Source organism: Streptomyces sp. NBC_00988, from assembly GCF_045162645.1.
GTDB lineage: Bacteria > Actinomycetota > Actinomycetes > Streptomycetales > Streptomycetaceae > Streptomyces.
The window spans coordinates 9,702,305-9,727,959 of record NZ_CP108730.1 but is presented as its reverse complement, the minus strand read 5'-3'; the positions used below and the strand labels follow the sequence as shown (position 1 = coordinate 9,727,959).

Here is a 25,655-nt window from a genome sequence, read left to right as displayed (position 1 = left end):
CGGCGGGCGGATGGGAGGCCCGAAGTCTCCTCGCTGGGTTGGAGTCGGCGGCTGGGCCTCTTCTGAGGCCGATGCGCCCGTACCCTTCGTGGTGTCTACGGCGCCATATAGCGGGCGCCAAACCACTGGAGGCAACACCCCGTGCTGATCGCTCAGCGTCCGTCCCTGACCGAAGAGGTCGTCGACGAGTTCCGTTCCCGGTTCGTCATCGAGCCGCTGGAGCCGGGCTTCGGCTACACCCTTGGCAACTCCCTGCGCCGTACGCTCCTCTCCTCGATCCCGGGTGCGGCCGTCACGTCCATCCGTATCGACGGAGTGCTGCACGAGTTCACCACCGTGCCGGGCGTCAAGGAGGACGTCACCGACCTGATCCTCAACATCAAGCAGCTCGTCGTCAGCAGTGAGCAGGACGAGCCGGTCGTGATGTACCTGCGCAAGCAGGGTCCGGGTCTGGTCACCGCCGCCGACATCGCGCCCCCGGCCGGTGTCGAGGTGCACAACCCCGACCTCGTCCTCGCCACGCTCAACGGCAAGGGCAAGCTGGAGATGGAGCTCACGGTCGAGCGTGGCCGCGGTTACGTCTCCGCCGTGCAGAACAAGCAGGTGGGCCAGGAGATCGGCCGTATCCCGGTCGACTCCATCTACAGCCCGGTGCTGAAGGTCACGTACAAGGTCGAGGCCACGCGTGTCGAGCAGCGGACCGACTTCGACAAGCTCATCGTCGACGTCGAGACGAAGCAGGCCATGCGGCCGCGCGACGCCATGGCGTCCGCGGGCAAGACCCTGGTCGAGCTGTTCGGTCTCGCCCGGGAGCTGAACATCGACGCCGAGGGCATCGACATGGGCCCGTCCCCGACGGACGCCGCCCTCGCCGCTGATCTCGCCCTGCCGATCGAGGAGCTCGAGCTCACCGTCCGGTCGTACAACTGCCTCAAGCGCGAGGGCATCCACTCCGTGGGCGAGCTCCTGGCGCGTTCCGAGGCCGACCTGATGGACATCCGCAACTTCGGTGCGAAGTCCATCGACGAGGTCAAGGAGAAGCTGGCCGGCATGGGCCTCGGCCTCAAGGACGCCCCGCCCGGATTCAACCCGACCGCCGCCGCCGACAGTTTCGGCGCCGACGACGTGGACGCGGGCTTCGTGGAGACCGAGCAATACTGAACACGACACCGCGCCAGGCATAGCGACACCTTGCGTGCCGGGACAAGTGGACCTCCACGTTGTTGCCCGCGCGCTGGGCTACTTCGGCCGCGCCCGCGCCCAACCGCGCAGACACGGCCGGAGTACCGCAAAACACGTTCCGCACCGGCTCAGGAGAAACCCCTCGAACAATGTCTTCGTGGCGAGGATCATGGCGGGATGGCTGCGTACCTGTATGACCGGCTGGTGGCGGAGGCCGAGTACCGCCAGCGCATTCGGCGGCACCGTCCCAGCTCGCTGCTGCCTCTGATCGCTGCGTCGGCGGCACGCTACAGCACGCCCGAGCGGCCACACCCGTGGCTGAAAAGCCCCTCACTGAAGTACACACCCTGGGCGCTGGCTGACGCGGCCCGCGTCAGCCTGGCCTACGGCACCGAGCATCTGCGCTCCGACGCCACCGAACGCGACCTGCTGGAGATCTTGGCCGCGTACTCCAGCCTGAAGGAACCGACCCTGCACGGCACCGACGAGGACCCGGTCCGCCTGAGGGACTTCATGATGCGCCTGGGCGGCGAGCAGATGGCCTTCCAGGCCCCGGAGTTCGCCGCTCTCGCCCGTACCGCGGCGCTGTATCTGCACACACCGTTTCCCGCACGCCGGCAACCCCGCTGCATGGTCCCCGGCTGGGACACCGAGGTATTCGGCTGCTCGCTGCCCGACTACGTGGGCACCGCTCAGCTGCTGTGGGGATGTGCGCTGTTCAACGCCGGGCGTTTCGATCCCGCAATCTTCGACAGCCCGGACGGCGAGAAGTTCAGCCGCACGGTCAGCCGGGACACGGTACTGCGGGTCGTCGAACGGCACTTCGCCACCGACGTGGCCTCCGTCAAAGCGATCGAGAAGCAGACCACGCAGAACCTGGCGAGGGTGGTCGGCGGCAACGCGGCCCAGTTGCGGCGCTTCACATATAGTCCGCTGCTCGGCCGGCCCGCGGTCACCGGCTTCGGGCCCGGCCTGCTGTGCCCTTCCCCCCAGTTGGTCTGGCGCAAAGCGACCCCGTCCGGCATCTACCACACAGGACGCGAGCACTTCGGTCCCGACTTCCTGCAGGAGACCGGCTACCTCTTCGAGGAGTACGTCGGCCGACAACTCCGCCTGATACCGGACGCCGATGTCATCTCGGAGATCACGTACCGGGTGAAGCGGAACGAACTGCAGAGCGTCGACTGGATCGTTGTCTTCGACGACCTCGTGCTGCTCGTGGAGGTCAAGTCCATGATGCCGACCGAGAACGCCCGGCTCGGTCTGGAACTCGGAGTCGCCGAGACCGACAACAAACTGGCCCGCGCCTACCGCCAGGTCAACGCCACCTCGGCTCAGATCGACCAGCGCCATCCGGCATTCGCCGGCATTCCGACCGACCGTCCACGCCAGGCACTGATCGTCACCCTTGAACCGTTCCCCGTCGCCAACGCCAACCTGCCCCACCTCGACCTGCCCACCGCCGATATCCCGACCGCGGTCGTCGCAGCCCACGAAGTCGAACGCCTGGTGACCCTGTCCGACACCACACCCAGCTCGCTGCTCCTGGAGCGGGCGGCCGACCCTCAACGCTCCACCTGGGCACTCAACGAATGCCTGACCGGGCACGAGCACTCCCTCAACCCGGTACTCGTCCAGGGGTGGGCCTCCTATCCCTGGGCCAGCGGCCGACTGCCGGCCTTGGACGCGGCGTAGTCCATGTGTCGCGGGTCCCCGTGCCTCGGCGGCTGCTCTGCGCGCGGCAGCGAATGCGGCTGGGCCCGGCCGTTGCACCGGTTCATCCAGGGACCCCTGCGAGGACGGGGCACCACCGGTCAGTACCCGCCCAGCCGCGTCTGAGCGGCCCGAGTTCCGCACACGCCAACCGGGAGGATGAGCGGTAGGATAGGTAGCATGAGTGAGCCTACCGGCAAGTACTCGATCACCATGCCGCGCGACATCGCCGAGGCCGCCAAGGCCCGCAGCGGCCCCTCCGGCCTGTCCGCCTACGTCGCCGCGGCCGTGGCCCGCCAGATCGAGCGCGACAACCTCAACGAGCTCATCCAGGTCGCCGAGGCCGAGCACGGTCCCGTCACGGACGACGAGATCCAGGCCCTGCGTGACCAACTCCACCAGGCCCGCGACAACCAGGCGGCGGGCGGAGCGAACGCCGCGTGAGCCGCTCCCCCGCCGTCCCCGGCGGCACCCTGGTGCTGGACAGCGAGGGACTGGCCAAGGCCGTTCTCCGCGACCGCACCGTCACCGCTTGGCTCGCCCTCGCGCGCGCCGACGATCTACGGGTGATCACCTCCGCGGCCACCCTGGTGGAAGTCGTCCACCCGCGGATCAACCGCTCCGCGCTGGAGTGGACCCTCTCCCGCCTCGTCGTAGAACCGGTGACCGAGCCTCTCGCCCGCCACGCCGCCGCCCTTCTCGCCGACGCTGGCCTGCACGGCCACAAGTACGCCATCGACGCCATGCTCAGCGCCACCGCCCTCGCTGCACCCGGACCTGTCACGATCCTCACCTCGGATCCCGAGGACCTGACGGTGCTGTGCGGCGAACGGGCCACCGTGATCAAGATCTGACCCTGTCCGCAGAACCCCCGTCTCACTTCCGCCTCAGATCTGGCAGGCGCTCGTCGATGGAGAATCCTGAAGCAGGTGGACGAGTGCTGGCCTCCATCCCGAGCCCCGGTTCAGATCATGTTCTGCCGCTATGCCGAGGTGCGGCCTGCGGCGATTCGGTTGCGGAGGTCCGCGATGTCGAGACCGAGGCGGTCTGCGATGTCCGGGATACAGGTGTGTGGAATGCGGGAGGAGAGACGGACGGCGTCCTCATCCCAGGCGCATTCGAGCGGAACTCCGATGCGGAGGAAATCCCTGGCCTGGGCCGCGGCATCGTTGACGAGAGCGTGCAGGTGCTCGGTCGTGGGTGCGGGAAGGGGCGGCGGGGCCCAGGCCGGGGGGCCGGGTGGTTCCTCGGACAGGGAGGGCGAGTAGTGGGGGATAGGAGGCAGGTCGGGGCATTCCCTGTACCAGGCCCACGTGTGGTGTGCCGAGAGCCGGTTCTTCGGGCCTGTGTGAGTGTGCGCGCCCGCCGTGGGGAGGTCTTGTGCTGGGTGCTTGGGCTGGCGCAGACCGCGCAGAACAGCGAAGTCTTCCGGGTGGTTATGGAGGCGGTCGGTGAGTGCGTAGGCCAGGGCGGCTGCATGCCGGCAGGGTGATGTCGTCGGGCAGGTGCAGATGAAACGGAGTTCGCCGGGGTCGGGGAGCACGGTCACGCCGCCGACGTGTGCGGGGTCGGCAAGGCACTCGGGCAGTGCATTGTCGTCAGCTTCATGGTGCTCGCACTGGGGCGATGCGGTGCGGACGGCGGCCACCTGATCGGCGGTGAGGACCGGCAGTGTGATGGCTGTGCGGAGTTCCGCGCCGCTGTTGCGTGCGGTCACGATGCCGGAGATGCGTCCTGGTGAGATCCAGAGACGTTCGATGATTCGGTCGTCCAGGTCTGCGCGGCCGGCGACGAGGGTTTCCTGGTCGGCGATGGCCAAGCGGGCGGCGGCGCCGAAGCTGTCGGCCCACGGGCTGGCGTGGTTCATCGTCGGGCTCCTAGGGCGATCAGCTCGCAGATTTCATCGTCGGTGAGTTCGCTGAGGGCGGAGCTGTCGCTGGTGAGGATGGTGTCGGCCAGGGCGCGTTTGTGGCGGAGGAGTTCGTCGACCCGGTCTTCCAGGGTGTTCTCGGTGGTGAGCTGGCGGACGGTGACGGTTCGGGTCTGGCCGAGGCGGTGTGCGCGGTCGATGGCCTGGCTCTCCTTGGCCGGGTTCCAGGGGCGGTCGAAGAGGATGACGTGGCTGGCCTGGGTGAGTGTGAGGCCGGTTCCGCCGGCCTTGACGGTGATGACCATGGTCTGTCCGGGGTGGTTCTGGAAAGTGTCGATGATGCGCTGCCGGTCGCGGCCTGCGGAGATGTCACCGCTGAGGTAGAGCGGGCTGATGTTGTGGCTCTGGAGGTGATGGACGAGTCGGTGGGCCATCGCCCGGTAGCGGGTGAAGATCAGGCACGATTCGTCTGGGTCGCGGAGCACGGGTAGGAGGTCGTCGAGGGCGGCCAGCTTGCCTGAGCGGGCGGCGGCCCGTTCGGGGTCGTAGGAGTCGTCGAGTGGTTCGTTCAGGAAGTGCTCGGGCGAGTTGCAGATCTTCTGCAACTGGTCGAAGAGCTTGAGCAGGAGGCCCTTGCGCGCAATGCCTTCGGCGGAGCGGATCTCTCGGAGGGTTTCGTCGGCGACGTGCTGGTAGAGGGCGGCCTGCTCGGGCGTGAGCGCGACGATCCTGGGGCTGTGGACCTTGGGCGGGAGCTCGGGCAGGACTCCAGGGTCGCTCTTGCGCCGGCGGAGCATGAAGGCTTTGAGGAGGCTGGACAGTCGGTTGGTCAGCTCGGTGTCGGTGATGTTCTCCTCGATCGGCCTGCCGAACTGGTCCCGGAAGGTCCTCAGGGCTCCGAACAGCCCGGGGTTGAGCCAGTCCATCAGGGACCAGGCATCGGTGAGGCTGTTCTCGACGGGGGTCCCGGTCAGGGCGATGCGGATCTGGGACTGGATGCGGCGCATGGCGGTGGCCGTGGCTGTCCGGTGGTTCTTGATCAGCTGTGCTTCGTCGGCGATGACGAGGTCGAAGGGGTGCGCGGCCAGGATGTCGATGTCGCGGCGGACGGTCTCGTAGGTCGTGATCACCACGGTATGGGCCGTCGTTCCGTCCAGGGTGCGGTCGGGGCCGTGGTAGCGGGCGGTGGGTACCGTGGGGGCGAACCGCTGTACCTCGCGTTCCCAGCTGATCAGCATGGAAGCGGGGCAGACGATGAGGGAGGGGCCGGCGGGGCGACGCGTGCCCTCGCGGCGGTGCAGGTGGAGGGCGAGGGCGGTCAGGGACTTGCCGAGTCCCATGTCGTCGGCGAGGAGGGCTCCGAAGCCGGCGTCGGTGGTGTTCGCCAGCCACGTGAGGCCGAGCTTCTGGTAGTCGCGCATGGTGGCCGACAGCGCGTGGGGTGAGTTCACCGGGGTGCTGCGGGAGCCGTCGCGCAGGAACTGCACGAGTTCGGCGAGGTCTCCGGCCGGCTCGCAGTCGAAGGTGTTGCCCTCGATGCTGATCTGCCCGGTCAGGGAGGCCCGCAGCGCCTGGTCGGCGGCTACGGGCGGCATCACGCGGCCTCCTGCACGCTGGGCTGCCTCCCCGTCGACGAGCACCCAGTGGTCGCGGATCTTCGCCAGCGGCACAGGGGTCTTCGCGAGGTCGTCCATCTCGCTGTCGGACAGGTCGGTGCCGGCCACCGACAGCTGCCAGCGTCCGTCGAGGACGTCGTCCAGGGCGAAGCGGGGGCGGGCTGCCGAGGCTGGCCCTGCCGGGCGGCGCTCCAGGATCGCGCGGGTCCGCAGCCGGTCCGTCCACCCGTGGTGCCACTCCACGCGCAGCCCTGCCCGCTCCAGCTGCTGAGCCGTCCGTCCTCTCAGCAGGACGGCCTCGGCAGCCCGCAGAGTGAAGGTGTCGGGGACGGGGCGCTCCAGGAGCCGTTCGGCGGGTGTCCACTCGGCCGCGATGTGACGCAGCCGACGGCGCAGGAGGGCCACGAGCTTGGGGTCGGACGCGATGTCCGCAGCAGGGCGCCAGTTCCGTTCATGGACTGTCGTGGCATCCGGCATGCGCAGCCGGAGGTCTGCCCAGAGCAGTTCGGTGTCGTCCGGGCTGCCCTTCTGTGGAGCGCGGACCGACAGGACCAGGTCCAACGCTTCGGCGGTCGTGGCATCCCGCAGGTCGTCGCCCCACTGCACGAGGGCGGGCGTGTGTTGCTGTCTGGGCACCGCCCCGGTGAACGGCCCGTGCCCGAGCACGGTCGGCGTGCCCGGGCCGCGGAGCATCGCCTCGGCCACTGCGTCGAGTCCGGCGAGAATCGCGACCCGTGGGGCCCACAGCCGGTGCGGTTTCGTGTCCGCGACCATGCCGCAGTTCCCCGGCGGCACCAGGGCATCGGCGAGTCGCCCGACCCATTCCTCCTCTTCGCCGCTCAGCGGACCGGCCCGCCACACGTCCGTCCCGTCGTCTGCCAGCTGCGGGAAGACGCGGCCGGCGGCCACGACAGCCAGCCCGAGACGGATTGCCTGACGCCACACGCGGACCGAATGGGCCTCCTTCCCCTGTTCGTCCGCAGCAGCGAGCACGTTGGCCAGCAGCCGCAGCGGGACGTGCCAGCACTCCACAAGCTGCAGCTGGATCGCACTTCCCATACTCGGCAGGATCAGCGCGGCCGTGCAGGCTCGGATCGGGCGATGGGGCGTCCCCTGCACCGGCAGCCCGTCGGGGCTGTAGAGCAGGAACCGGGCGGTCCCGCCGTGGATGTCGATGGTGAGTTCAGCGCCTTGTCGTAGCAGCGCTGCCAGAGAGGCTTCCGCCACGGTGATGTCGTCGGTTGTGGCGACCGGTCCGGCGGGTCCGTGCCGCACACGGTCGTCGTGGATGTCCGGCGCCGGCTCCGCCGGAGCGGCCTGGGGTGCCGTGCCAGGCGGTGCGGCCAGTAGCTCCAGCATGGCTTTCGCCGCGTTGCGCTGAGCCGGCCGCTTCGCCGCCCCGGCCGCCTCCGCCCTCAGCTGTTGCCCGGCGACCTGGCAGGTGATTGCCGCGAGATACCCGGCCCCCGGTTCGAGCCTGGGCTCGCCGAGGACCAGCTTGGCAATCCGGCCCTTCTGCTTAAGCTGGTTCAGCACCTGGAGGGCGGTCATCTCGTTGAGGGCCGGTACGTTTTCCTTCCCTCGCCAGACAGGGAGCGCGGGCGCCATCGACCGCTTCCACTCGCTCAGCAGATGCTTCGCCGCTTCGAGGCGGGCGCCGGACCTTCCCACGCTACGGCCGGTACCCGAGAGCACCTGACCATTGCTGACACAGGCGGCCACGCACACGAACAGAGGATCCAGCCCCGTGATGCTCGGTTGCTCCTTGAAGGTCAGCTCGCTGATCACACCTCCCTCCTGCATCACAAGGAGACGGTCCTGCGGGCCGGGAGAGGCCGTCTTCGTCGCCGCAGCGGGGGGCTGCGCCTGCCGCAGCGGAGGTACCTCGACGGGTAGGTCGGCGAGATCGGCCAGCACGCGCAGGGCGACCACGCCCCGTGCGTCGCGCTTGTTGGTGCGCCACGGACCGGTCACGGTAGCCCTCTCACCGTCGGTCACGTACGTGACACGAGACCGGAAAAGAATCACGCCTCCGGGCTTCTGTTCCTCTTCGAACTCCGGGACAGGCTGATTCCGAACGGAGTGGTACAGCGTCAGCACAGCGACCGCGGCCCCAGGCGTCTCGGCAGCCGCGCACAGCGCCGCCTTGCGGGCCGGCTTCCAGGAGGACGACGCGGCATCGAAGAGCACGGCATGAAGATCGCGCGGGATCAGCGCACCCGCAGCGATCCGGGTGGCCACCTCAGCCACCACGGCCGGGGCCACGACCGGCTGCGCGAGAGCGCGCAGCAATCGCGACGCGAAAGTCGGGTCAGCGGCAGTAACGACCGAACCGCCCGAAAACCGGGCCGCCGGCAGCCAGCCCTTCTCAGCGAAGCCGATCTGATCCACCAGTTCACAGCCGGACATGTGGCCGAGAAGGCTCACCACTGCGCCTTGCAACGCAGCCTTCTTCGTCCCACGGGTGACGGCGGCGCCGTGGAACTGCCGGACCTGACCACGCCAACCGGCCTGCACGACGAACAGCCCAGGACCACCCGTACCCAGATCCCGGACCACCAGCGCGGTCGGGACACCACAGTCCTGGGCATGGGAGTGCAGCACCGACGTCGCAAGCTCGGGCCTCGCCCTCACCACCGCCCAGGCCGACGCCGTCGCCTGCTCGGCGAGGCGAGATCCCTTGAACCGCAGAAGGAGCAGACGCAACTCCTTCACGCCCAGCCGGCCGTTTCCGGCCCGGACGGCCGCCTCGGCGGCCAGTTCAGGAGGGAGGTGCCGAGCCTCGTGCGCCTTCTCAAGAAGCCGGGAGACCACCGAAGGCTCAAGGGAGCTGAGGTCTACCCGAGCGACGGACGAGGGGCGCGGCACCCGGGCCGACTGAGCGGAGGGGAGAGTCGCCATGACGAACCTTCACAAGAGCACAGGACCTCACCAGAGCGGAGAGGCGATCACAAGCAGTAGCCGATGGTTACAGTTCGTGTGCACTCTGAGTGGTCACCCCGACGCGACAGCGTCGTGAACTACCCGGACGTGTGTACAAGACCGACGCCTTGACGGGGCGCCTTCTGCGGGCGCCCCGTAACCCGGCTTGACGGCGATTCCACCTGCATAGCGCTACGACGACAGCACCGCCGGGCCCTCAGCCGCTGCCGCGGTGACCTGCTTGTGCTTCGGCACCCCGCAGTGCCGCATCCCGCATACCGCGCCGTCGCGCTTGACCACGAGGCACACCTCCAAGTGATCGGCGCACCGGTCCCTGCCAGCCACACGGGGCTCCCGGCACAACCTGGTCCTGTCGGGGTAGACGCAGCGGCCCAGAGCATCCGCGTTCTCCGGGCTGTGTTCCGAACAAGGTTCCCCCTCACGCTCGACGATCTCCGCGCAGAACCTACGGGGAGAACGGTTCTCAGACAGGTCTTCGTACAGCGGCTCCAGGCACATCGGACCGCTGAACCGGCGCAGGTTGTCGGCGAGTTCGTTCTCCTTGTGGTGATGAGCCAGGTCTGCCAGCGCACGCAGCAGATCCGGTGTCGCCTCGACGGACCATTCCGCGTAGTCCGTGCCATTCACGTACCCAGGTGCGGGGCCCAACGCTGCTGCGGCGTCAAGAACGGCCTCCACTGCGCTCTTCGGGCTGCGCGCACGAGCGAGGACCGGCTTCTTCGGGGTTCGGGGCAATGGGAACTCCACAGGTCGTAGGTACGGGGCATCCTGGACGACCCCGAGTGTCCGGAACGACGACACGCGGGTGTCCGCACCCTGCCCGGGGGCCGACCCGCGCTACGACACCAGTGGGGCGTCAGCAGCCGTGCGAACGTCACACCTGCGGGCAACAACGGCGAGCCGTAGCCGCCGGAGCCTCCGCACTCAAGGAGGCGCACACCCTTCAGCCGTGATGCTCCAAGGCAGGTGTACGACGCCCTCAATGGCCTGCTGGTCACGGGATTCCAGGTCTACAACTCCGCAGCCGGGCTCTTCCTCTCGCCCGGCCTCGCCGCCGGAACCACCTCGCATACGGCGTGGAATAGCCTTGCCCGATCACGCCGAGCAGAAGACCTAGGGGACGTAGTGGCACAAGAGGATTCCGCCGCGGCGCCGACCCAATCGGTACGGACCTGGTGGGGCATTCGGGAGTGGGAAGGCAGCCAGCATCGAGCCTTTGAGGAGCTGTGCTTCCAACTGCGCGAAGAGGCTCGGCCAGGATGGCAGACCATCAAGACCGCGGCTCCCGACGGTGGAGTCGAGTGGTACGACCTTGCTCCCGACGGGACGGCGCACGGCTTCCAGGTGAAGTTCGTCCGTGATGTGGACGCGCTGGTTTCGGTGGCTCGGGAGAGCGCCAAAACTGTCGGGTCGAACCGGCAGCACCGCAACATCGTCGAGCTGACCTTTCTGGTTCCTTTCGATCTCCCTGACCCAACGCCGGTAACTCCCGCGGGCAAGCCCCGGCAGGGTGCCCGTGACCGCTGGAACACAAACGTCGCCCAGTGGCAGACAGACCTTCCGGGGCTGGCCGATGTGACGATCAAGTTCGTCGGCGGGGGTGAGCTGCTGGAGCGTCTGAGCCGACCCGGCAACGAGGGTCGGCGATGGTTCTGGTTCGAGCAGCGCGCTCTGGGAGCGGGCTGGTTCCGTGAGCAGATGACGGCTGCGGAGCGGGCGGCGGAATCGCGGTACACGCCCTTGAACCATGTGTCTCTCCCTCTGAGCGGGATCGTGGACGCGTGTGCCCTGACCCCGCAGTACCGTGCACGCCTCGCCCGCAAATCGCAGGACGTGTACAAGGCCGTCGCCCGTGTTGGAGATGACTGGGCCTTTCTGCGGCCCTTGCTGGTCGAGCAGTCGCATACCGGTGACGTGGACTCTTCTTCCATCGACGGTTTGCTGTCACAAGTCCAGGACGATGCGGACACGCTGGCCCGGGATCTGGTCGGCGACACGGTCCGTGAGGGGTTGCCCGCCAACGACGGCAGTGACCTCGCAGGGGACCTGGCCGCGAAACTCGATCAGGTCACTAACCAGGTCCTGCAGGCCGCACAGGTCCTGGAAGCGGCGGAGAAGCTCACTCTCCCTGTCGACGACGAGACGGTTCAGGTTCCGGCCCCGGCCAGCGAGCGGCTTCGGAATCTGGCCGACGGCCACGGACCCGTGGGCCGGGCGGCCCGTGTCCTACGCGCTCTCAGGGAGGAGCTGCTGGGCGATGCGGCCTGCGCCGCGGAGTCTGGAGCGTGGCTTCTGCTGGGCGAGGCCGGACAGGGCAAGACCCACCTGCTCGTCGACGCCGCTCAACGCGCGGTGCGTGACAAGCGTCCGGCCCTGGTGCTGTTCGGACAGCAGCTGAGCGGCCGGGATGTGCTGACGGAGATCGCGCGCCACTGCGGCCTCGGCGGAATGGCTCACCGTGATCTTCTGCAGGCCATGGACGCGGCCGGGGAGGCCAGCGATTCGCGCTTCCTGCTGATCATCGACGCGCTCAACGACGCCGACGACCCCACCGGCTGGCAGAGTGAACTCCCCCGTCTGCTCGGCCTGTTGGAGGCATATCCGCACATCGCTCTCGTCGTCTCCTGCCGCAGCACCCTCAAAGACCTCGTTCTGCCGGAGCGCTTCGACGGGCCGCAGAGCACCCACCCGGGTTTCCGCGGTCGCGAGATGGAGGGCCTTGAGTCCTATCTGCGCGACCTCCCGTCGGCGTTGCCTCAAGTCCCCATGCTGGCGCCGGCCTTCGGCAACCCCCTCTTCGTCAAGCTCTACGCCGAGAGTCTGCGGGAGGCAGTCCGCCAGCATCTCGACGGGGGAACCATCCGCGTTCTGAGGGATCGCACGGCCGTCTTCGACGCCTTCGTGGACCTGCGCGCCCGCCAGATCTGCCAGCACCTCCGTCTGGACCCTGCCGAACAGCCAGTCCACCGGGCCCTGGAGGCACTGGCGTCGCGGATGGCTGAGAGCGAGCACCCGGTCCTGCCCCGTGCTGAGGCCCGCACCTTGGTGGACTCTTTCGCTCCTCATGCCACCGCCTGGCCCGACACCATGCTCGGACAGCTCCTGGACCACGGACTCGTCTCCAGCGAACGCATCTACGGCATCCCGCCCCAGGTGGGTATCGGCTTCCCCTACCAGGCATTCGGCGACGACCGCGTAGTGCGCGCCGTCTTGGATCTGCACCACGGCGAGTTGGACGCCATCGCGCCCGACGCATCACTGCCCGGCGACTCCCGGCTGCGCGCCTGGCTTGAGCAGGCGTCCTGGAATCACCTGGAAGCCGCTACCGTCCTCCTGCCCGAGACCACTGGACGGGAACTGTCAGACGTCCTCGCCACGGATGCCACGGACGCCCTTGAGGCAGAAGGCCGACGTGCGGCCATGGCCCGCAGCATCGTCAGCACCGTGCCGATGCGCAGTGCACGGAGCATCACCGACCGAACCGTCACTCTGCTCCAGGAAGCCGCCAGCACGCACGGCCAAGGTGAAGAGCTTCTGGAATCGGTCATCGCTGTAACCGCCGAACCCGAGCACCGCTTGAACGCCGACCGTCTGCACGGCATCCTTCTCCGCCAGGACCGGCCCGGCCGGGACGCCTCGTGGGGCCGGCAGATCTACTACATGCACACCGAGCCCACAGCTCTGCACCGGCTCCTGCGGTGGGCGGAGCAGTTCCCGCTACCCGCACATCTCCGACTCGGCGAAGGCAGCATGCCCCGCCGCACGCTTCGGCCACGGCCCCGAACCGGCGTGCCGACCAGGGAGAACACACCGCGTCCAGCGGATGCGGAGGTGGTCCGCCTGTCGGCGACCACCTTGATCTGGACCCTGACATCCCCGAACCGATTCCTGCGCGACCGGGCGACCAAGGCCCTCGTGCAGCTACTTCTGGGATACCCGGACACCCTGCTGGATCTGGTTGACCGGTTCCTGCGCCAGAACGTGGCACAGGTGAACGACCCCTACCTGTTCGAACGTCTGATCCTGGCCGCCTATGGCGTCCTCGCCCGCACCGGTGACGTGAGCCCGCAGCTCCTGCGGCAGCTGGCAGAACTACTGCTGGCCCACGTCTACGCCGACCCCGACAGCCCGGCCCACGCCTCCCGGAACGCCCTCCTGTGCGACGCGGCAACGCGGATCATCACCATGGCGGCAGACGCCGGTGTAATCACCGCTGATCAAGCAGCTGCTGCCGCACACCCCCACGCATGCCCGCCGGTGGGGCAAGCCCCTACGGAAGAGCAGATCAAGGAGCGTTACCCACGAGGCCGCCAACCAGCAGGCCAGTCCTGGGGAACGATCCTGTCCTCCCTGTCCGACTTCGGAGACTTCGCCCGCTACCGAGTACAGCCAGCCGTGGACCGCTTCAGCATGCTGCCCCGCTCGTCCCCGCGCCCCCGCCCCGCTTGGGAACGTCGCGACGATCCGCCCCGTCTACGGCCCGAACACCTCCCCGCGTTCGCCGCGAGCCTGCCCGAAACAGTGCGGCCAGCACTGGGGTCACCCGAAGCCGTGCTCGCCCTCCTCACACAAGCCGCCACGGCACGCAGGGTTCTCGATGACGCTCAGCACGCACTGCTCAGAGACTGCCTCGTACCGCCCGCTCCCGACGAGCAGCTCGCCGACACCTCAGTCGATGCCGACTGGGCCGCCCGATGGATCACCGCCCGCGTGGACGAGCTGGGCTGGTCCCCCGAACTCTTCTACGAATTCGACGGCTTCCGCAGATCGATCCCCTCATCCCGCCAGGCCCACAAGGCCGAGCGCTTCGGCAAGAAGTACCAGTGGCTCGCCCTCCACGAACTGACGGAGCGCCTCACCAACCATCACCACGTACGCCAGTCATTCCCGCACGAGCCCCCCGTCTACGACCGCATCGACCCGTTGCTGCTCGACATCGATCCGAGTCTCCCTCCAGCCGTTCACCCGCTGGATGAGGAGGACGACGCCGTCGAAGACACCGACGCGCATGCCACCTTCTCTGCGGAGCCCGCCGGCTTCTGGGTGCCTGCCGCCCCGTGGCTGCCCGGACCGGACGACCGCCAGGACACGTGGATCGAGAGCCAGGAAAACGTGCCCGACCTCGCCGAACTCAGCGTGCGCACCGACGAGCACGGCCGCCGCTGGGTCGTGCTCCACGAACATGTCACCGACGACTGGGGCGGCCAGGGATGGGAGGCGGCAGAGGGCCAGAGCCAGCAATGGCATCTCATCGACAGCTGGCTCGTTCCCGATGGGCAATGCCCAGCGCTTCTGCGTTTCCTCAAAGACCGGTCTCTGATGGGCCGCTGGATGCCGCAGGCTCGTGAGAGCCACGGCGTCTACCTGGCCGAGCTCCTGCATGAGCCGTCCGCAGACTTCGACCCTCACGACGACCACTGGCACGTGCGCACCTGGAAGACGGACGAGCCGTCACCAACCGCGACGAGCAAGGACAACCCCGTGGAGCTGGCAGCCACCAGGACTGAGACCGCAACCCCGGACGACAATCTGTACGCCTGGATCGAAGGCGGCGCACCCGACACGGACAACTCCGTCACCAAGTGGCGCCGCCGGCAGGAAGAAACGCGTACCAAACGCCTCCACCAGCTCGCTGAACAGTGGCATACAGGGCCTACCTCGGACGCGTCCTTCTTCCGGTTGCCGATGGTCCACGCCGATCCCGACGAGGCACTGGGCCCACGAGGAAAGCCCGTGAGTGCCTGGCCTGCCACCCAGGACTACGACTGGTCCCATTCAGGCTACGACTGCTCCATCGATGGATCGGTCAGCGTCACCCTGCTGAACCAGCGGCTCATGGACAGTTGCGGTCTGCGCCAGCATCCGAGCAGACCGTACTGGTACGACACCAACAACACCCTTCAAATCCAGTACCGGACCCACAACCGGCCCACCGGCAGGGTCCGTAGCCTGCTCGTGGCCCAGGACTGGCTCCTTGCCCGCCTTTCCGCCCTCGGAACTGGCCTCGTCCAGGGGCTCCTCGGAGAACGCCAGCCCGTCACCACCGAACCGCGCACCTGGCAGGAGTTCAGCCAGGTAGCCGGGCTGCGCACCGACGGCCGAACCACGATCAAGCCAAGAATCAGCACGATCAGAAACAACCACCACTGACGTGGCGTGCCGGTTCAGCAGGTGGAGCTCTGCCGAATCAACGACAAGCTCAGAGCAAACTGCGCCTAGGGCGAAGAGCCGTCACTGATCTCGCTCCATGTGATCATTTCTCGCCGCCCCGGCCGTTCACAATCAACAGCCCCCTCAGCCCAGCCGCTACTGATCCGGGCCGGGCGGCCGGTCATAGGAGCTCAACAGCCCCTCGATGCGCTGGTTGTTGATGGACTGCCGGTCGTACAGGCACTTCGCGTACCGGGTCAGCAGGACCTCGACGCTGTTGCCGGCCCGCTGGGCGACCTCGGCCGGGTCCGCGCCCGCGCACAGCCACGTGGACAGCGCCGAGTGCCGCAGGTCGTAGGGCCGCTTCGCGAGCGGAGTGCCGGTGAGAGCGGGCGGCAGGGCAAGGTCGCGGCTCTCGTGCCAGACCCGGTGGTAGGTGCCGTAGCTGATGACCCGCCCCTGTTCGGTGAAGAACAGCCGGCCGTCATCGGCCGTGCCGAACGTCGCAACGTGCTCGCGCCACATGGCCACCAGATGCGGAGGCAGCGGCACCACCCGCGTCTCCCCCGGAGGACGGTTCTTCAGCCCGCGCTCGTCGTGGAACTCGCCGCTGTCGGTCCAGCGTTTGCCCGCCTGCGGCCGAGTGCGGTGCAGGATCAACCGCCCCCAACCGGTGCTGGGCAGCCGGCAGTCCGGCAACGCCACCGCGACCGCCTCCTCCGGACGCAGGCCCGCGTAGTACATGCCCGCGAAGAACCCGACCAGCCGACGACCGCGAGCTCGCCGGTAGCCGCCCACGTAGGAGACGGCGTCCAGCAGATCCCGGGCCTGGTACGGGTTGGCCACCACCCGCGGGTCCACCGTGACCGCCGGCTTGGGCACCCGCCAGCGGACCCTCTTGAGCGGGTGACTGCCCAACTCACCACGCTCCACTGCGTAGTGGAGCGCGTGCACCAGCACCTTGCGCTTGCGGCGCATCGTCTCCACCGCCGCCTCACCCCCGTCCAGCTTCCGGCGCAGCGACTCCAGCACATCACGCGCCAGGACCGGATCACTCAAATCCACCAGGGGACGGGACGCCTTCGCCACCCACTGCAGCACCAACCGGTCCTCCGCCGGCATCTCCCCCTGCCCCGGCCTGGGCACCACGAACGCCCAGTGCCGCAAAGCACGGCGCAACAGCTGCCCGCTCGGCCGCCCCGGAAGATCCCACAGCATCGCCTGCGTGACGGTAGTCAACGCGTCGCTGACCTCGTCCCGGGTCTTCGCCGCCCGCCCGGACCAGTGAGCCCGCGCGTACTCGGCCGCGAACTCATACCAGCTCAACTGCGACGGCCCCCGGGCCCCATGACCAGAGCTGCTCACCTCGGCCAGGCCCACGCGGATAGCCCGCACCAGCTCCGCACCGAACTCACCCGCCAAGCCCGCGACCGCGCTGCCACCGTCCGGCCGTCCACCACCCTGCGGCTGCGCCGGGGACAGACACAGCAGCTCGCCGGGGTCCGGTACAACACCATCGTGACGCTCTTTCAAGTCCATGCCCGCCTCCTTCTGATCGGCGGGAGCATCACTGCCCGGCACATCCACTCCAACATCCCCCTGCGAGAGGGCACTCGGACGGCATCCGGTTGACCAGCGCGGATTGTCAGACCTTCGGCACGGCTTGCGTCGCCACTGGTCACGCCTGGTCCCGGTGTGGCCGGTTGTGGTCCTTGGCTGCGTGACCCTCAGCGCGTCGTCAGGCGTCGGGCCACGGAGCCGGCGGCCACCCGCACCGTGCCCGGGGGCGTGTTCGGGGCGGCAGCTCCGGTGTGGAGTCCGGATGCACCCGGTCCGTCTCGTCGTGCTCCGTCGTGGCTACTTGCCCTTCACGATCTGGTCGATGCGGGCGGTGGACAGGCCGAACTTTGCGGCGATCTCGGCGAGGGGACGGGTCCGGCGCAGTTCGAGCACATCCCCGCGGGTGCGAGGAGCACTTCCAGCGGAGCAGGCCGGTGCCGTCGTCGTAGGGGGACCGTCCACACGGGCGCCGGGAGCACCCGAAAGCCCCATCAGGGGTACTTCCCGAGTGGGACCATCCCCTGCCCTCGACGGTCCTTCCGACTACCCGGCCTTGAAGCGTGAGGACGCGTCAGCCCTGGCGCTTATGGGGCTCCTGTTTCAGTCGTTCCGTTCCAGGAGGCTCGGTTCCGCTTCGAGGACCAGAGATGGATGATCTTCAGCTCTCGGCCACCTTTTGGCACTTTCTTGGTGATTCCTTTGATTGGCGGCTTTCAGCCATGCACGCGTCAATCCCTGTCGGGGGTTCCACTCCACACCTAAGTTGCCATCAGCGTTTCAAACGTTTGTGCGGATCGAGTGGGGCTCGGGGGGCTCCCCCTGGAGGTACTTGACCAGCGCCATCAATCTGTATTCGCCTTGCTTCGAGGGGGAGTCAGTAGCCATGTTGAAGCTCGGAGCAAGTCTGCGTGCCGTCACCGTTGCCGCGACGCTGGCCTTAGGTGTGGTGGCCGTGCCACAGGCGGTGGCCGCCGGACAGCCTGCCGTACCGATCGCAAAGGCGGCTGATGCGGCCACCCGGGCCATCGCCAAGGCCGACCCGCAAGCCGCAGCAGCCGCGGCCACGGTGTGCGGGACCGGGTACAGCCTGTTCCATGCCGTCCCGCTTCCGGAGGGGACGGACCCCAACCAGCGGTTCGCGACGTTGTTCTCCTACGAGAACAACGGCAAGGGCTGCGCCATCCTCGACAATAATGTCGGAAAATCGCAGTATATGTACTTGCATGTATGCAAGGTAGACAACACCGGCTGCTCCACGGACTCGGGGAACTTCAGCGAATACGCCGGCCCTCTCTACGTAGCCAGCGATGTCTGCGCACCCGTGACCGCGAAGATGGGCGCGACTTCCAGCAGCTTGTACATCAACTACACGACCGAGTACATGTTCCCCTGTGACTGAGAACCTGCCCGGCAGAACCCGGGCCTCCGCGCGCTTCCTGTTAGTGGCGATAGCCGCAGGGCCGCTTGCTCTGACCGCCTGCGGCAACCAGGGAAGCCACCAGGCCGACACGTCGTCCAAACCGCACTCGTCGGCAACTGCCGCGGCCGTGGCCACGCCGTCAGGCACGGCTGGCGCCCCCAACAAGGCAGCACAGAACGCGGCCGCTCAACGCGCGGCCGCCGCCCCCAGTGGAGATCCCGTCCAGCCGACGAACACCGCTGTCCCCGATCCCAAGGACTACGGATTCGGGAAGGCCGCGGCCACGGCAGCGCACGGTGAGGTCGTCGCGTACACACCTCGCCTGGTGTCGGGACGGGTCGTGGTACCGCTGACCTTCCACAACAGCAGCGACAAACGTCTGGCCTACACCGTCACCGTGACGGTCGTGGGCGGCAAGCAGAAGTCCCCGTTCTCGGTCGTCGAGAAGGCCGGCAACGTCTGGCCGGGCACCACGTGGCCGACCCAGGCAGACATCACGGTCTCAGGCGCCACGGCGGGGACGAGCGACGCGAAGATCAGCTTGAAAGTCGTCCAGTACGACCCGTTCGCAGACACCCACTGACCTGTCACTCCCACCTCTCGACGTCACCCACGCCTCGCACGTCGTGCGTCGTGCCACCGGCTCAACTCCTAAGTTCCCGTCCGCCCTTCAGGCCGTTTACGGCCGGGGCGGGCGGCCCCACTCGTGCCCGGTCGGAGACCCCTGAGGCCATCGTCTGTGCGGCCCTCGGCACCACCACCGGCAAGCCCGTCAACTGCGACATCGATGTCAGTGTCGGTGACGGTGTGGACTGGGCCGCCTCGAACAAGTTCCGCATCGAAGGCGTGCCCGCCCACGGCGTCAAGAGCCAGGCCGGCACCGTAGACGGACCGCAGCTCGGACCCATTCCGCAGCAACCGAAGATCTACATCGCCGCGCTGGAAACCCACTGAAGACGCGGGCAAAAGCTTCGGCGGTCCGGATCCGCACCAGGACAGTCGACGCACAGTGCGGTGACTGCTGACCCATTCCGTAGAAGTCGGCAACTGTCCCGGCGGGCAGGCCACTTACTGGAAGGACAACCGACACATCATGCGCAATCCATCACGGGGAAGAAGGAGGAGACAGTCATCCGCACTGGTTATCACCGCAGCAACCGCGCTGATCGCTTCCACCTTCACCACGAGCACCGCGCAAGCAGCGATACCGAACCCGCCGAAGGGGACGGCACAGAAGCGGTCCGTCACATCGGAGAAGAAGTCCGCGTCGGCGGTCCCGCTGAAGGATCGTGACACGGTTCTCGGGAAAGGCTGGAAGACCTCTGCCGACCGGGCCGTGACGGCGGCAGCCGACAGCGACGGCTTTCATCTCCTGGTCGCGGACAGCAAGAACGGCTACGCCTGGCGGACGGCTGCCGTCCTGAGTGAGCCTCAGCTTCCGGCCGACACCTGGATCGGCAACAGCTGCGTCATGGACGACCATCACGCAGCCGTCGTCTACGCTCCCCGCACTTTCACCAACAAGCCCGACCTGATGATGGGCGGCGCGTTCACCGCGATCGTGAACCTGGACGACGGAAGCGTCACCAAACTGCCGTTCACCGCGTCCCTGGCCTACTTCGACCCCACGTGCAGCCCGGCCACGCACACCGCCGTCTTCACCGCGCTGCGCGATACCAAGACGCGCCTGGTCACGGTGGACATCAAGGGCACCACGGTCGCCGACACCACCGCCGAGGGTGAGATCACCTCGGCCGTCCCCACCAAGGACGGTGTGATCGGTGCCGCCGGAAACCGGCTCGTCCACGTCGACCACAAGGGCAGGACAACCAAGCTCGCCGCCACGAAACACGCCCCGTACGGCATCCATGTGACCAGTGACGGCACGATCAGCTACATCGACCGCACCGGCGACACCGACGCCACCGTGCAGACCTACACGCACGGCAGGAAAACCACCGTCGCGAGCGGCAAGCTCACCGCGATGAACCTGCGCCAAGGCACCGACGGCACCGTCTACCTCACCGGAAACGCCAGCCACAGCAAGGGCTTCGCAGCCAGCGGCATCAAGGCGCTGGCCGTCTCCCCCGACGCGGACCTCTCCACCCGTGGCCGCCTGGCCGTCGACCCGGCCGTCTCGCCAGCGGTGCAGTCAGGCATCGCCAACATCAAGAACGCCGGCCGCGGCTTCACCGGTACCGAGACCAAAGAACCGGCGGCGGCGACGACCACTGGCCGCACCAGCCATGCCCTGACCATCACCGGCTCGGTGCCGGGCACGGGCAAGCACACAAACCAGAAGGCCGCCGAGCCCGGCACCACCGCCGGCGGCAAGCCATCGCCGGCGCTGACCGGTTCCCCAAAACCGCAGATATCGACGACGAGCATGGCGACCACGGCCGACGACTCCCGGGCCAACGACCCTGTCGACAGCGACCGTTGGTGTTCCGTGCCCCGCAACGACGTCGCCACCCAGGCCCTCCAGCCGACGCCGAACCAAGTCGAGTGGGCTGTGGACATGGCCGTCCAGGGAAAGCTGCGCTCCAACTACCTCACGCAGGGCGGCTGGCGGTCACAGACCGGGATCTCCACGATCGACCCGCAGGGCTTGTTCCCGAAGCCCGCACTGACCGGTGGCGGAAGCATTCCCGCGCAGGTCCAACTGGGCATCCTGGCCCAGGAGTCCAACCTGTGGCAGGCCGAATCCGGGGCCATCCCCGGCCAGATGGGCAGTCCGCTCGCAGCCGTCGACGGCTTCTACGGCCACCAGACCGGCGGTACCCTCGACGACTTCTGGACCATCCACTGGGACAAGTCCGACTGCGGTTACGGCGTCGGCCAGGTCACCGACGGCATGCGCCTGGCGGGCCACGAGAAGGAGGGCGAGACTTCCCTCCCGGTCAGCACGCAGCGCGCGGTCGCCATCGACTACGCCACCAACATCGCCGCGTCGCTCTACATCCTCGCCGACAAGTGGAACGAGGTGCACGAGTCAGGCCAGACGATCGCCGTGAACAACGACGACTCGGCCAAGCCCGAGAACTGGTTCACGGCCGTATGGAACTACAACCTCGGCTTCAACACGAAAGCGGACGAGGCAACCAACGGCAACTGGGGCCTTGGCTGGTACAACAACCCCGCCAACCCCGTCTACCCCGCATCCCGACTGGCCTTCATGAACACCGACCTCGACCCGCTGGCCAACAAGGACGCCGCTCACCCCCAGAACTGGCCGTACGAGGAGAAGGTGATGGGCTGGGCCTCCTGGTCCCAGGACACCGGCCACTCCTACGCCACCTCCGGCCGGCAGGACTGGCCGGGCGAGTCCGGCTTCTCCTCCGCCGGCTTCCGCCCCGCGTACTGGAACGGCACCACCGGAACCGTCATAGACCCGGCCAGCGCGAAATACCGCCGGGCCCACGCCACGCCGCCGCTCGACGCGTTCTGCAACACCAAGAACAACTGCGACACAGCCAACCCGCCCGACTGCCCCGACGCGGGCTGTTATACGCAGTACTGGTGGCACGAAACCAACACCACCTGGAAGTCCGACTGCTCCACCAGTTGCGGCTTCGAGAATATCAAGTACCAGACCGTGATCAGTGAGCCCGGACGCGGCACCCGCCTCCAGTACGGCACGCCCGTCTGCTCCGGAGCACCCTCGGGCGCAAAGGTCATCGAGTCCGTACCGGCAGGAACCAACACCTGGAGCGATTGCGGAACGACCGCGACAGACGGCTCGTTCCAGTTCACCTTCTACCCCGACCCGAACGCCACCGGACCGGGCCTGGGCCAGTACGACGCCAAGGCCGACCTGCACCAGATCGGCGGCGGCTACGACGGCCACTTCTGGTACACCCACACACGCGATGCCGACCACCTGGGCGGTGACGGTGGACGCATGACCATCCTCGGTGACTGGAAGCTCAGCAGCGCGATCGAGGGTGGCCAGGGCAAGGTCTACGTGCACATCCCCGACACCGGAGCGAACACCACGAAAGCCACTTATCAGGTCGTCACGAAGTACGGCACGTTCGACAGGACGGTCTCGCAGGACGCCAACGAGTCGAACACCTGGGTGTCCCTGGGCGGTTACCGGTTCGGTGACACGCCACCGGAGGTGCGGCTGTCCAACGCCACCAGCGACGGCACCGGGGACGACGACATCGCCTGGGACGCCATCGCGGTCCTTCCCGGCGACTTCAGCGGCATGCCGGAGGTCGACTTCGGGGCGGAGAACCCGGACGCCCCTGACCCCGACGACGTCGCCGTCCAGGAACCCGAGGCCGCCCCGGCGCCCACAGACGAAGGCATCTCCGCCGCCATCGCCAAGAACACCGCACAGACTACCGACACAGCCGGTGACTCTGGTGGTTGCACCACGACCGGTGACGGAGACCAGCTCTGCGCGGGCCCCTACAAGCCGTGGAGCCAGTTGTCGAAGAGCTCAGCCACAGCCGCCTCACCGAAATCCGTCGGCAGCCTCGCGGCAAGCTCCCAGCCGGTCCCCTGGTGCAAGACCGCTCCAGGATCCGACTTCCAGTACACCCGCACCCAGGGATGTCTGCGAGGCGGGTACGCCCTCTACGTCAGAGACAGCAACGGCGACGTCATCGGCGGCGGAAACGTCAAGATCGTCCAGGAGATCAAGCTCGAAACGAACTCGCAGCAGTTCACGACCTGGACGGAATTCTCCCTGCCGGACCTGACCGGCGTGGCCACCGCGACCCTGGACAACTACTTCGAGGACTGCTGGGCAATGAGCGACTGCACTGCGGACGCGCCAGGCGCCTGGGACGGGAGCACCACCTGGACAAAGGGGGACCAGCACACCGCCACCCGGACCGACACCTACAGCTGGAACAAGGTCGCCGGCGGCGAAGCCACGCTCGGCCTGGACTGGAACACCAGCTGGAGCTCTCCCGGGACCACCACCACAGCGAACAACCAATGGAAAGACACGGCCTTCGCCATCCGCTGCGACAACAAGGTCGGCGGCAACACCGGGTGTGTCTTCCCCAAGGCCACCCCGACCCTGCAGCTCACCAGAGCCAAGTACCCGGCCGCCGCGGCTTATTACTGGATCCTGATGGAGAAGCTGGCCTCCCACCCGGGGAGCAAGAAGTACAACTCGCCACTTCATCGCCTTGTGGACAGTGCAACGGTGACGGACAACCGGAACAAGATGTGCGAACTTGCGGTGGCCGAGTGGAACCCTAACCCGAACGCGATCGGGCCGAGCTGCGACGAATACCCCTTCGCCAGGTCACGTGAAAGCGGCGGAATGACCCTGGCCTCGGGTAAATCGTGTGCACAGATGTACGCGGTGCAAAACGCCGACGACACCTACACGCTCAAGCTCGACCCCAACTACGCCTACCCGACCTGGAACGAGGTCTGCGGACGTGCCGCCATCACGGCCAGCCAAAACAAAGCAGCCGGCGGTGCGTTGGGCCGGTTCACGACGAATGTGAGGCTGCTGGATAGAGACGCGTACTACGTCCAGACCGGTTACGAGTCCTGCGATCTCAGCGAGGTCTGCGACTTCAGCTGACCTGCTGTGGGGGGCGGATGTGCCACTCAAGCATCCGCCCCTCATACAGAGCGGGAACTCGCGGTACGGAGGTCACCGGAGCGCCGGTCTCCACCGAGTCGCACAGGTCCACGAGCATAAGATCCATGCGCGGCCACAGCATTCGGTACGCGGAATCGCCGAACGATATCTCCCCGATTTCTCCCGAGTAATGATGCCGGTGGTCGACGAACAGCAGATCGCCGGAGATATTCTGAGCGAGGGGAACCCATTGTGTGTCGGCGATGCAGCCGACGACCAGGTCCTCCTCGCCCTCCTCGCGGGCATCTTCCACCATCGAGACGAGATCTCGGTGAGCTTCCAGGATTCCGTCGACGTCAAGAAGGCTGTAGCCGAGGAGAAAGGCTCCCGGCTCCGTACTGGCCCTCCGTATGGTGACGCCGTTGTGCAGTTCGAGAGTTGTACGCACGTCCTCATGGAGAGAGAAGCCCAGGCCGTCTTCCAGGCGCTTGATATCGCCACCCGGACAACCCTGCCTCAAGGACCCGTAGTCTCCGGGGGCATGCTCGGCCAGCCAGTTCTCGAAGCGGGACCACAACTCGGTGAGACCAGGTACTCCGGTAGTCATGAGGACTTCCCTATCACGTGGAGGTTAAATCGACTCTGGACGCTCTGACTGGCCATCATGGCAAATCCACGCTGCCTGCGGCACGGGCCCGTTGGACCGCGCGGATTCCTGGATCCGTAGAGCTCGTCACACGATCTTGCTGCAACGTCCTGGCTGGCCGTGACCGGTGTGAGGATTCGGCCGTCCGCGATGGTGTGAGTACTCGGCCGTGGATCGTGGACGACGACTTGCGGGCGCTGATCGAGCCGTTGCTGCCGCCCTGGCCGGAGAAAGCTCCCGGTCTGCGGCCGGTTCCGGACCGGCTGTGCCTGCAGGGCATCCTGTACGTGCTGCGCAACGACATCGCCTGGCAACTGCTGCCGCTGAAGCTGGGGTTCGGATCGGGTCAGACCTGCTGGCGGCGTCTGGACCGGTGGCAGAGGGCCGGGGTCTTCGACCAACTCCACCGGGTCCTGCTCGCGAAGTTGAACGCGGCCGGTGAACTCGACTGGTCACGGGCGTGCGTGGATGGTTCCCATGTCCGGGCAGAACAGAGGGGGTGCCGACACCGGTCCGTCACCGGTCGACCGGCGGAAAACCGGCAGCAAGCACCACTTGATCTGCGACGGACGCGGCACCCCGTTCAAGGTCATTACGACTGCGGCCAACGTCAACGACGTCACCCAGACCCTCGCCCTGGTCGACGCCATCCCGCCCGTTGCGAGCCCCCGTCGCAGGCCCGACGCCCTGCTCGGTGACAAGGGCTACGACTCCAATGCCCACCGCAACGACCTGCGACAACGGCGGATCCTGCCTGTCATCTCACGCAAGGGATCACCGAACATCAAGGGCATGGGCAAGCTCCGCTGCGTCGCGGAGCAGACTTTCGCCCTGCTCCATCAGTTCAGACGTCTCGCCGTCCGCTGGGAACGCCGAACCGAACTCCACGAAGCCTTCGTTTCCCTGGTCTGCAGTCGCCGCGGAGCCGACCGTGAAACCGCCACCGTGCAGGCCATAATCACGGGCAGGCGGCACTGTGCCGGGCCCTCCCCCAGCCGCTC

General features: G+C 67.5%; 15 protein-coding genes and 1 pseudogene. 10 read left to right on the top strand and 6 right to left on the bottom strand.

The features are described from left to right. The first annotated feature begins 141 nt into the window (after window positions 1–141). From OG496_RS44080 to OG496_RS44065, 4 genes are all read left to right on the top strand, one after another. Window positions 142–1,161: a DNA-directed RNA polymerase subunit alpha gene (locus OG496_RS44080; RefSeq protein WP_405974835.1), complete on the top strand. Its 1,020-nt coding sequence runs from the start codon at window positions 142–144 to the stop codon at window positions 1,159–1,161. A gap of 198 nt (window positions 1,162–1,359) precedes the next feature. After that, on the top strand, window positions 1,360–2,877 hold the full coding sequence (locus OG496_RS44075; protein ID WP_405974834.1) for a hypothetical protein: 1,518 nt from the start codon (window positions 1,360–1,362) through the stop codon (window positions 2,875–2,877). A 198-nt stretch (window positions 2,878–3,075) separates the two neighbouring features. Continuing rightward, window positions 3,076–3,339, top strand: a complete 264-nt coding sequence (locus OG496_RS44070; protein ID WP_405974833.1) for a CopG family transcriptional regulator — start codon at window positions 3,076–3,078, stop codon at window positions 3,337–3,339. Next, window positions 3,336–3,749, top strand: a complete 414-nt coding sequence (locus OG496_RS44065; protein ID WP_405974832.1) for a PIN domain-containing protein — start codon at window positions 3,336–3,338, stop codon at window positions 3,747–3,749. The genes OG496_RS44070 and OG496_RS44065 overlap by 4 nt, the downstream gene beginning before the upstream one ends. Before the next feature lie 128 nt (window positions 3,750–3,877). On the opposite strand, the gene OG496_RS44060 is transcribed toward OG496_RS44065, so the two are convergent. From OG496_RS44060 to OG496_RS44050, 3 genes are all read right to left on the bottom strand, one after another. After that, complete coding sequence (locus OG496_RS44060; RefSeq protein ID WP_405974831.1) at window positions 3,878–4,762, bottom strand: hypothetical protein; 885 nt, start codon at window positions 4,760–4,762, stop codon at window positions 3,878–3,880. Beyond that, window positions 4,759–9,282 carry an SNF2-related protein gene (locus OG496_RS44055; RefSeq protein ID WP_405974830.1) on the bottom strand — a complete coding sequence of 1,508 codons (4,524 nt, stop codon included), beginning with the start codon at window positions 9,280–9,282 and terminating at the stop codon, window positions 4,759–4,761. The genes OG496_RS44060 and OG496_RS44055 overlap by 4 nt, the downstream gene beginning before the upstream one ends. 213 nt (window positions 9,283–9,495) lie before the next feature. Next, complete coding sequence (locus OG496_RS44050; protein ID WP_405974829.1) at window positions 9,496–9,951, bottom strand: hypothetical protein; 456 nt, start codon at window positions 9,949–9,951, stop codon at window positions 9,496–9,498. Between the two features lie 498 nt (window positions 9,952–10,449). On the opposite strand from OG496_RS44050, the gene OG496_RS44045 reads away from it, so the two are divergent. Next, complete coding sequence (locus OG496_RS44045) at window positions 10,450–15,474, top strand: hypothetical protein (protein WP_405974828.1); 5,025 nt, start codon at window positions 10,450–10,452, stop codon at window positions 15,472–15,474. 156 nt (window positions 15,475–15,630) lie between these two features. Here the strand turns inward: OG496_RS44045 and OG496_RS44040 are convergent, their stop codons facing one another. Both OG496_RS44040 and OG496_RS44035 read right to left on the bottom strand, forming a co-directional pair. Then, entirely contained in the window at window positions 15,631–17,013 is a 1,383-nt protein-coding gene (locus OG496_RS44040; protein WP_405974827.1) for a tyrosine-type recombinase/integrase, read from the bottom strand. Between the two features lie 318 nt (window positions 17,014–17,331). Beyond that, window positions 17,332–17,526 (bottom strand): hypothetical protein, encoded by a 195-nt coding sequence (locus OG496_RS44035; protein WP_405974826.1) that lies wholly within the window; start codon window positions 17,524–17,526, stop codon window positions 17,332–17,334. A 337-nt stretch (window positions 17,527–17,863) separates the two neighbouring features. Between OG496_RS44035 and OG496_RS44030 the strand changes: the two genes are divergently transcribed. The 4 genes from OG496_RS44030 to OG496_RS44015 all read left to right on the top strand — a co-directional run bounded on the left by OG496_RS44030 (window position 17,864) and on the right by OG496_RS44015 (window position 24,008). Next, window positions 17,864–18,433, top strand: coding sequence for a hypothetical protein (locus OG496_RS44030; protein ID WP_405974825.1), 570 nt, complete (start codon window positions 17,864–17,866; stop codon window positions 18,431–18,433). 148 nt (window positions 18,434–18,581) lie between these two features. Beyond that, window positions 18,582–19,037, top strand: a complete 456-nt coding sequence (locus tag OG496_RS44025; protein WP_405974824.1) for a hypothetical protein — start codon at window positions 18,582–18,584, stop codon at window positions 19,035–19,037. Between the two features lie 224 nt (window positions 19,038–19,261). Then, window positions 19,262–19,408: a hypothetical protein gene (locus tag OG496_RS44020; RefSeq protein WP_405974823.1), complete on the top strand. Its 147-nt coding sequence runs from the start codon at window positions 19,262–19,264 to the stop codon at window positions 19,406–19,408. A 382-nt stretch (window positions 19,409–19,790) separates the two neighbouring features. After that, the gene (locus tag OG496_RS44015; RefSeq protein WP_405974822.1) at window positions 19,791–24,008 is read left to right on the top strand and encodes a Tat pathway signal protein; all 4,218 of its coding nucleotides are present in this window, start codon (window positions 19,791–19,793) and stop codon (window positions 24,006–24,008) included. Here the strand turns inward: OG496_RS44015 and OG496_RS44010 are convergent. After that, window positions 24,001–24,615 carry an SMI1/KNR4 family protein gene (locus tag OG496_RS44010; RefSeq protein ID WP_405974821.1) on the bottom strand — a complete coding sequence of 205 codons (615 nt, stop codon included), beginning with the start codon at window positions 24,613–24,615 and terminating at the stop codon, window positions 24,001–24,003. The genes OG496_RS44015 and OG496_RS44010 overlap by 8 nt on opposite strands. 212 nt (window positions 24,616–24,827) lie before the next feature. On the opposite strand from OG496_RS44010, the pseudogene OG496_RS44005 reads away from it, so the two are divergent. After that, window positions 24,828–25,569 (top strand): annotated as a pseudogene (locus tag OG496_RS44005) (IS5 family transposase); the annotation flags it as partial. Window positions 25,570–25,655 lie beyond the last annotated feature (86 nt).

What these genes read in the sequence shown, in the direction of transcription:
- OG496_RS44075 (WP_405974834.1), top strand. Translation starts at nt 1,360, where the DNA reads ATGGCTGCGTACCTGTATGACCGGCTGGTGGCGGAGGCCGAGTACCGC.
- OG496_RS44055 (WP_405974830.1), bottom strand. Translation starts at nt 9,282, where the DNA reads ATGGCGACTCTCCCCTCCGCTCAGTCGGCCCGGGTGCCGCGCCCCTCG.
- OG496_RS44010 (WP_405974821.1), bottom strand. Translation starts at nt 24,615, where the DNA reads ATGACTACCGGAGTACCTGGTCTCACCGAGTTGTGGTCCCGCTTCGAG.
- OG496_RS44040 (WP_405974827.1), bottom strand. Translation starts at nt 17,013, where the DNA reads ATGGACTTGAAAGAGCGTCACGATGGTGTTGTACCGGACCCCGGCGAG.
- OG496_RS44070 (WP_405974833.1), top strand. Translation starts at nt 3,076, where the DNA reads ATGAGTGAGCCTACCGGCAAGTACTCGATCACCATGCCGCGCGACATC.
- OG496_RS44060 (WP_405974831.1), bottom strand. Translation starts at nt 4,762, where the DNA reads ATGAACCACGCCAGCCCGTGGGCCGACAGCTTCGGCGCCGCCGCCCGC.
- OG496_RS44035 (WP_405974826.1), bottom strand. Translation starts at nt 17,526, where the DNA reads ATGGGGCTTTCGGGTGCTCCCGGCGCCCGTGTGGACGGTCCCCCTACG.